This is a genomic window from Bacillota bacterium (genome assembly GCA_013314855.1).
Classification (GTDB): Bacteria; Bacillota; Clostridia; order Acetivibrionales; family DUMC01; genus Ch48.
The window spans coordinates 24,751-31,399 of record JABUEW010000045.1 but is presented as its reverse complement, the minus strand read 5'-3'; the positions used below and the strand labels follow the sequence as shown (position 1 = coordinate 31,399).

Here is a 6,649-nt window from a genome sequence, read left to right as displayed (position 1 = left end):
TTTTCTTTTATATTTTTTTAATATATACTGAATTATATGGTAAAATTATTTTTTATGTTTTGTTTGGGTTAACATATTAATGATACTGATAAATTAAGTTGATACAGTATAGTTTATTATATAATATACTGAAATTGTTACTTGCGGAGGAAATAAATTATTATGCTGGTGGCTAACAACTGGAAAGATTATGAACTAATTGATGCAGGTAATGGTGAGAGACTTGAGAGGTGGGGAAAGTACATATTAAGAAGGCCTGATCCTCAAGCTATTTGGCCCATTACAGGAAATCAAAAACAGTGGGAAAAAGTACATGCACATTACCATAGGAGCCGGAGTGGCGGGGGACATTGGGAATATTTTTCATCAATTCCTGAGCGTTGGACAGTAAAATATAAAGATTTATCTTTTTATATTCAACCCACAGGTTTTAAACATACAGGACTGTTTCCGGAACAAGCTGTTAACTGGGATTGGATTATAGATAAGATTAAAAATGGGCTAAAGTCGAGGTATAAAACCATAAAAGTATTAAACCTGTTTGCGTATACAGGGGGAGCAACTGTTGCTGCTGCTTATGCCGGGGCTGAAGTGTGTCATGTGGATGCAGCCAAAGGCATGGTAAATAGGGCAAAAGAAAATTTGGCTCTTTCGGGATTAGGGGAACGGGTTGTGAGGTTTATTACTGATGATGTAATTAAATTTACTCAAAGAGAAAATCGAAGGGGCCATTTTTATGATGCTATCATTATGGACCCGCCTTCTTATGGACGGGGACCTGGAGGGGAGATGTGGAAAATAGAGGACAATCTTTATGACCTTATAATGCTTTGCATGGGAGTATTGTCAGATAATCCCCTCTTTTTTCTAATTAATACTTATACTACCGGCTTATCACCGGTGGTTTTGAGAAATATACTGACTATTACAGTTAGAAATAAGTTTGGAGGGATTATTAGTGAAGATGAAATAGGTTTGCCCATTTCATCTTCATGTCTTGTACTTCCGTGTGGAGCTTTTGGAAGATGGGAGGCAGGCGTATAATTAGAATAATTTATGAAGACAACCACCTGTTGGTTGTTGAAAAACCGGTTAATGTCCTTACCCAGGGAGATATTACCGGCGATGAGGACTTGCTGACTATACTAAAAGAAGATATTAAAAAGAGATATAATAAGCCGGGAAACGTATATCTTGGACTTGTGCACCGGCTTGACAGGCCTGTAGGCGGGGTAATGGTTTTTGCAAAGACATCAAAGGCAGCTTCAAGGTTGTCGGATCAAATAAGGACAGGTAGTTTTGAAAAAAGCTACCTTGCTGTTATTTATGGAACACCCGATTGTTTAAAGGGGAGGCTTGAGCATTATCTTATAAAAGACAATAGGATGAACAAGGTATATGTTGTAGACAATGCGGAAAAAGGGGGAAAAAAGGCTATACTTGAATATGAAGTATTAAAAAGCAAGGGAAATATGAGTCTGGTGAAAATAAATCTCCTTACAGGACGTCCTCATCAAATAAGAGTCCAGTTTGCAACTATGGGTTACCCTTTATATGGCGACCAGAAATACAATGCAGGGTTGAGCAGGGCAGGAGAGCAGTTAGCATTATGGTCTTACGTGGTTAGGCTAATTCACCCGGTTAAAAAAGAAAAAATGGCCTTCCAGAGTAATCCTCCTGAAACCTATCCCTGGAATGTATTTAATTTTTTGTTTTAATTGAGTTTTACAAAGTTGGCTTAATTTGAAACTGATGTTATAATAAATGAAGGAATAGTGTGTACAAAATATTATGTTCAAAATAGTATATTTTAATAGTATATTTTATAAGTTAGGAAAATGAAAGGAAGTGAAATGTATGTCAAAAAAATATAGCCTCGGAGTTGACTTTGGAACGCAATCAGGCAGGGCTGTCCTTGTTGAGGTTGACACCGGGAATATTGTTGCCATGGCTGTAAAAGACTATACCCATGGAGTTATGGATGAGTATTTGCCTGACGGCAGAACAAAGCTTCCACACGACTGGGCGTTACAACACCCTAAAGATTATCTGGAAGTGCTTGAAGAGACAATACCCTCTGTGTTGAAACAATCGGGTGTTGATCCGAAAGATGTAATAGGTATGGCTATCGACTTTACAGCATGTACTATGCTGTCCATTGATAAAGAAGGTACACCTCTTTGTTTTAAAGACGAATTTAAATATAACCCCCATAGCTATGTAAAGTTATGGAAACATCATGCAGCACAGCCTCAAGCAAATAGACTAAATGAAATAGCAGCCCAAAGGGGAGAGAAGTTTCTGAACAGATATGGTGGGAAAATATCTTCCGAATGGTTAATTCCCAAAATAATGCAAATACTAGAAGAGGCACCTGAAGTATATAATTCAACTGATAAGTTTATTGAAGCTGCAGACTGGATTTCATTTATGTTGACCGGCAACGAACGAAGAAATAGTTGTACTGCAGGGTATAAGGCCTTGTGGAGCAAAAGGGATGGTTATCCTTCCAAAGATTTTTTTAAAGCTCTTGACCCAAGGCTTGAAAACTTGGTAGATGAGAAGTTGAACAGAGCTATTTATCCTCAGGGTGCAAAGGCAGGAGAGCTTACACCGGAAATGGCAAAGTTTACTGGATTACTTCCTGGAACAGCTGTAGCTGTATCCAATGTTGATGCCCATGTTGCCGTGCCTGCTGTAGGAATTGTTGAACCGGGGAAGATGCTGATGATTATGGGAACATCTACCTGCCATATGGTTCTTGGTACAGAAGAGAAAATAGTCCCTGGTATGTGTGGTGTTGTTGAAGATGGTATAATTCCAGGATTTATGGGTTATGAAGCAGGACAATCTTGTGTAGGAGACCATTTTGAATGGTTTATAAACAATTGTGTTCCTGAATCCTATATGCAAGAAGCCAGAGAAAGAGGAATAAATATACATAGATTATTGAGAGAAAAGGCTATGAAGTATAGACCAGGCGAGAGTGGACTAGTAGCTCTCGATTGGTGGAATGGAAACAGGTCTGTGCTAGTGGATGCAGATCTTACAGGATTAATTATTGGATGTACCCTTGCCACAAAGCCTGAAGAGATATATCGGGCTCTTATAGAGGCTACTGCTTATGGTACAAATATAATTATTGAAACCTTTGAAAAAAGCGGGGTAGCTATAAATGAGCTGTATGCATGCGGAGGCATAGCAGAAAAAGATGAATTTATGATGCAGATTTATGCTGATGTGACAAACAGGGAAATAAGGATATCGGCTTCTCCTCAGACAGTGGCATTAGGTTCCGCAATGTTTGGAGCAGTGGCGGCAGGCAAGGAAAAAGGAGGCTATGACACTATCTTTGAGGCAGCAAAATGCATGGCGAAAGTAAAAAAAGAATATTATAAACCTAACCCTGAGAACGTTAAAATCTATAAAAAGCTTTATGAAGAATACAAAATACTTCATGATTATTTCGGGCGTGGAGCAAATGATGTAATGAAACGTCTGAAGAAAATTAAGGTTGGATAAGGCATTCCGTCAGTTTATTACTAACATCTCAGGAGGGGACGAGGTTGTTTTGTTCCCCTCTGCTTAAGATCTAAAAAGTGTATTTTGCTGGTAATTATCAGTACTTATTCTAAATCTTAACAACAAGGTCAAGTGATTAATTTAAGTATTTTACTATTATTTTAATTCAAAAAGTGGTAAAATATATATGAGGATTATCATTTTAGTTTAATCTAATATGGCTTTATTAACAAATAATACTGAAATAAATGTAGGAGGAGATTTTATGTTTATATATGATAGAATTACTTTTAATAAAGAAATAATGGCTGGTCAAGCATGTATAAGAGGTATGAGAATACCAGTTTCGCTGATTGTAAACCTTATAGCTCATGGTAAATCTTTTGCTGAAATTATTGAAGAATATCCGGATATTGATGAGGAAGATATAAAACAGTCTCTGGAATATGCTGCTTGGCTAACTAGGGAACAAGTATATGCATAGGAGTTAGGGTATACTTTATGAGATTTTTGGCTGATATGGGAATATCTTTAAAGACAGTAATCTGGTTAAGAAATGAAGGACATGAAGTTGTACATTTATCTGAACAGGGACTACAAAGAATATCAGATGAAGAAATATTCAAAAAAGGAATAGAGGAATCAAGAATAATTCTTACTATGGACTTGGACTTTAGCCAAATACTTGCCGCAAGTAAATCTGAATTACCAAGTGTAATTATTTTTCGTCTTTCTGACGAAAGATCCGAAAACATAAATAAGAGATTATCAGAATTGATGGATAAATGCTGTAATGAATTGGTAAAAGGTTCTATAATCTCAGTAACAGATACCAAGTTTCGTATAAGACGTCTACCTATATTTTGAGGGTAATTATCAGTGCTTGCTCTAACTCTTTGTATTTTTTTCCAATTCTTTAATTAATGTATCAATGTCCTCTTTTTGTATGGTACTTAAAAATGAAAGTCTATATCCAAGAGCTTTTTTGACGGTTTCAAGAGCTTTTTCATTTTCACCTTTTGCTTTAAGTACTAATGCATAGTTATAATAAGCTTCAGGAAAAGATGGGTTTAATGCCATTAATTTTTCATAAATCTCAAAAGCTTTATCATACTCATGTCTCAAATAATATGTTTGACCTAAATTATCAAGAATTATAGCATTTGAATTGTTATAGTCATAAGCTTTAAGGTTAAATTCCAAAGCTTTGTCCATGTCACCCTTTTGGATGAGCATGTAACCGAGGCTCCCATATACATTTGTGGTTTCATAACTGCTAATAACCTCTTCCAAAGTTTTTATTGCGTCGTCAAGGTTGCCTTTTTTCCAGTAAACCAGGGCCATATTGGACTTTACTAGCATTTTATCATCTTCATTGAGATTAGACCTTAACAAATTTTCCAATATCTTTTCAGCTTCTTCAATTTTGCCTGATTTTAAAAGAAGATAAGCATATGAAGTGACTGTATGAGGTTTAGCTATCCCGGTTTTATATGCTCTTTCAAACCAGACAAGCCCTTTTTCCATATTCCCTTTATAATAGCTGGTTCTACCTAGTAAAGCAAATATGGTAGCCCTCTTATTAAATAGGAATAGAATTATACTACCTAGAAAAAACAGCAAACCCAGAAGTGCGTTAATTTTAAATAAAATAACCGTAAGAACAATAAACGCAAGAAAGAAAATTATATTTTTCCAAGCTTTATTTTGCATTATTAACCCTCCGCAATAAATGATATTAGTATATAGTATAAATACCCTCCTTATTATAAGTCAATAATTTTCTGTGGTCAAATTTGATTTAAGTAAAAATTTAATTTGATAATTTGGGTTAAACATTGGCTTAAGTTGATGCTAATGATATAATCTAATTAGAAAGAGAAGCAATCGGTAAAATAGTAAGAACAGCACATGTAAAATGGTTGCTAAACTATTAAGAACTATCAAGAAAAAATATAAATAATGTACATAAGGTAGTGTCAAATAAGTAATGAAAAACTGACGTGAAATGAGATAATAGCAAATGTAGAAAGAGGTGTGAATGTTATGAAAAGATCAAAGGTAAACAAAATCCTTCGTAATGCAGTAGAATTTATGGAAAAAATGAATTTTAAGTTACCTCCTTTTGCATATTGGAGCCCTGATGATTGGAAAAATAAAGGCAGTGAATATGATGAAATACGTGACAATATGCTAGGGTGGGACATAACAGACTTTGGGAGCGGCAATTTTGAAAGGGTAGGTTTATTACTATTTACCTTAAGGAATGGGAACCCTAATGATAAAAGGTATTTAAAACCATATGCAGAAAAAATCATGATTGTCGAAGAAGAACAAGTAACTCCTTTTCATTTTCACTGGAACAAAATGGAGGATATTATAAACAGGGGTGGGGGAAATCTGCTGATTCAGCTATATAATTCAACAGAAAATGGTGAGTTTGGGAAAAACCCTGTAAGAGTTTCAATAGATGGAAGGAACTTTACTGTTGGGCCAGGCGAAGTTATTAGGTTGACCCCGGGAGAAAGTATTACTCTTCCACCTTACCAGTACCATAAGTTTTGGGGAGAGAAAGGCTACGGAAAAGTTTTAGTGGGAGAGGTATCCAAAGTGAATGACGATAATACGGATAACCGCTTCTATGATGAAGTAGGAAGGTTTCCTGCCATAGAGGAAGATGAGCCTCCAATTTACCTGCTTTGTAATGAATATCCTCCTGTAAGGACAAATTAAGCAAACAGGTTAAATAATAAACGCAAATCAGGGCTGAACAACTGTAAAGAGATATGTAAAATTTATTTTTTACATATCTCTTTTTTAATTTATGTTAACAATTCTAATATCAAAAGAATATATTGTAATAGAAATTGATCATAGTAATTACGGGGGTGACATTATGGAAAACATCGATGAAAAAAGAAAGGATGGTTATAGTTCCGGGTATGGTTATGGCATTGATGATTCAATAATCACGGTCAACAACTTTGCTTTCGCTTATGTAATTTATTCAGACAAATCGAATGCTCAGGCAAATGCTGCTACTTTGATAGCCGGAGATGATATTTGCTCTGAAGTTGAAAACGATCTGGAACTTGAAAAAGATGACTAAAACCAATAAAAATGGAGG

General features: G+C 35.5%; 8 protein-coding genes. 7 read left to right on the top strand and 1 reads right to left on the bottom strand.

The window, feature by feature from the left end; translation table 11 throughout:
- The first annotated feature begins 162 nt into the window (after positions 1–162).
- The 5 genes from HPY74_09535 (at position 163) to HPY74_09515 (ending at position 4,389) form a co-directional block, all read left to right on the top strand.
- On the top strand, positions 163–1,044 hold the full coding sequence (locus HPY74_09535) for a class I SAM-dependent methyltransferase (protein ID NSW90891.1): 882 nt from the start codon (positions 163–165) through the stop codon (positions 1,042–1,044).
- Positions 1,026–1,718 carry an RluA family pseudouridine synthase gene (locus HPY74_09530; protein ID NSW90890.1) on the top strand — a complete coding sequence of 231 codons (693 nt, stop codon included), beginning with the start codon at positions 1,026–1,028 and terminating at the stop codon, positions 1,716–1,718. The genes HPY74_09535 and HPY74_09530 overlap by 19 nt, the downstream gene beginning before the upstream one ends.
- Positions 1,719–1,857: 139 nt before the next feature.
- Entirely contained in the window at positions 1,858–3,522 is a 1,665-nt protein-coding gene (gene araB, locus HPY74_09525; protein NSW90889.1) for a ribulokinase, read from the top strand.
- A gap of 265 nt (positions 3,523–3,787) precedes the next feature.
- The gene (locus tag HPY74_09520; protein ID NSW90888.1) at positions 3,788–4,006 is read left to right on the top strand and encodes a DUF433 domain-containing protein; all 219 of its coding nucleotides are present in this window, start codon (positions 3,788–3,790) and stop codon (positions 4,004–4,006) included.
- Between the two features lie 17 nt (positions 4,007–4,023).
- Positions 4,024–4,389 carry a DUF5615 family PIN-like protein gene (locus HPY74_09515; protein ID NSW90887.1) on the top strand — a complete coding sequence of 122 codons (366 nt, stop codon included), beginning with the start codon at positions 4,024–4,026 and terminating at the stop codon, positions 4,387–4,389.
- A gap of 21 nt (positions 4,390–4,410) precedes the next feature.
- Here HPY74_09515 and HPY74_09510 read toward each other — a convergent pair whose 3' ends face one another.
- A complete protein-coding gene (locus HPY74_09510) occupies positions 4,411–5,235 on the bottom strand; it encodes a tetratricopeptide repeat protein (protein ID NSW90886.1) in 825 nt (274 codons plus the stop codon).
- Between the two features lie 333 nt (positions 5,236–5,568).
- Between HPY74_09510 and HPY74_09505 the strand changes: the two genes are divergently transcribed.
- Positions 5,569–6,255 carry a D-lyxose/D-mannose family sugar isomerase gene (locus HPY74_09505; protein NSW90885.1) on the top strand — a complete coding sequence of 229 codons (687 nt, stop codon included), beginning with the start codon at positions 5,569–5,571 and terminating at the stop codon, positions 6,253–6,255.
- 163 nt (positions 6,256–6,418) lie between these two features.
- On the top strand, positions 6,419–6,631 hold the full coding sequence (locus tag HPY74_09500) for a hypothetical protein (protein ID NSW90884.1): 213 nt from the start codon (positions 6,419–6,421) through the stop codon (positions 6,629–6,631).
- Positions 6,632–6,649 lie beyond the last annotated feature (18 nt).

Coding starts and splice junctions, on each gene's coding strand:
- HPY74_09535 (NSW90891.1), top strand. CDS start 163: ATGCTGGTGGCTAACAACTGGAAAGATTATGAACTAATTGATGCAGGT.
- HPY74_09530 (NSW90890.1), top strand. CDS start 1,026: ATGGGAGGCAGGCGTATAATTAGAATAATTTATGAAGACAACCACCTG.
- araB (NSW90889.1), top strand. CDS start 1,858: ATGTCAAAAAAATATAGCCTCGGAGTTGACTTTGGAACGCAATCAGGC.
- HPY74_09520 (NSW90888.1), top strand. CDS start 3,788: ATGTTTATATATGATAGAATTACTTTTAATAAAGAAATAATGGCTGGT.
- HPY74_09515 (NSW90887.1), top strand. CDS start 4,024: ATGAGATTTTTGGCTGATATGGGAATATCTTTAAAGACAGTAATCTGG.
- HPY74_09510 (NSW90886.1), bottom strand. CDS start 5,235: ATGCAAAATAAAGCTTGGAAAAATATAATTTTCTTTCTTGCGTTTATT.
- HPY74_09505 (NSW90885.1), top strand. CDS start 5,569: ATGAAAAGATCAAAGGTAAACAAAATCCTTCGTAATGCAGTAGAATTT.
- HPY74_09500 (NSW90884.1), top strand. CDS start 6,419: ATGGAAAACATCGATGAAAAAAGAAAGGATGGTTATAGTTCCGGGTAT.